This is a genomic window from Streptococcus sp. WM07 (genome assembly GCF_004570525.1).
Lineage (GTDB): Bacteria > Bacillota > Bacilli > Lactobacillales > Streptococcaceae > Streptococcus.
The window spans coordinates 1-426 of sequence record NZ_SPPZ01000203.1; the positions used below are offsets into that span (position 1 = coordinate 1).

The window sequence follows — 426 nt, forward strand, 5'->3', positions numbered from 1 at the left end:
CATTAGGATCAAATACAATTGTACCTCCTGTATTTGTCACTTTTTCAATCAATTTCTTATGTGCTAATTTCATAGGACTTTCCACTAGATCAACTGAGCAGAAATGCAACATATCATTTTCAGTTACATCGATGGAACTTACTGCATCAGTACTGTACAACATGTCAGCCGATGGTTTTCTATAAAAGGAAAAGTCTCTTTCTCCTTCTTTAGTTAAACTCACAAATGCTAAGGCCGTATTGGCTTCCTCAGTACGTCTTACATATTGAGTACCTACTCCTATGTCTTCTAGCGTTTCCACAATTAACTCACCAAATGCGTCTTGTCCTAATTGTGTAATCATTTCCGCATTGCCACCTAGTTTTGTCGCTGTACAAGCCACATTACATGGTGCACCCCCGACTTGTCGACTAAACTTTTCTACAT

At 38.5% G+C, this 426-nt stretch carries 1 protein-coding gene; it reads right to left on the reverse strand.

The features are described from left to right. A partial coding sequence (locus E4T71_RS09015; RefSeq protein ID WP_245165728.1) for a PfkB family carbohydrate kinase occupies positions 1 to 382 on the reverse strand: 382 nt, incomplete at its 3' end. Between the last annotated feature and the right edge of the window lie 44 nt (positions 383 to 426).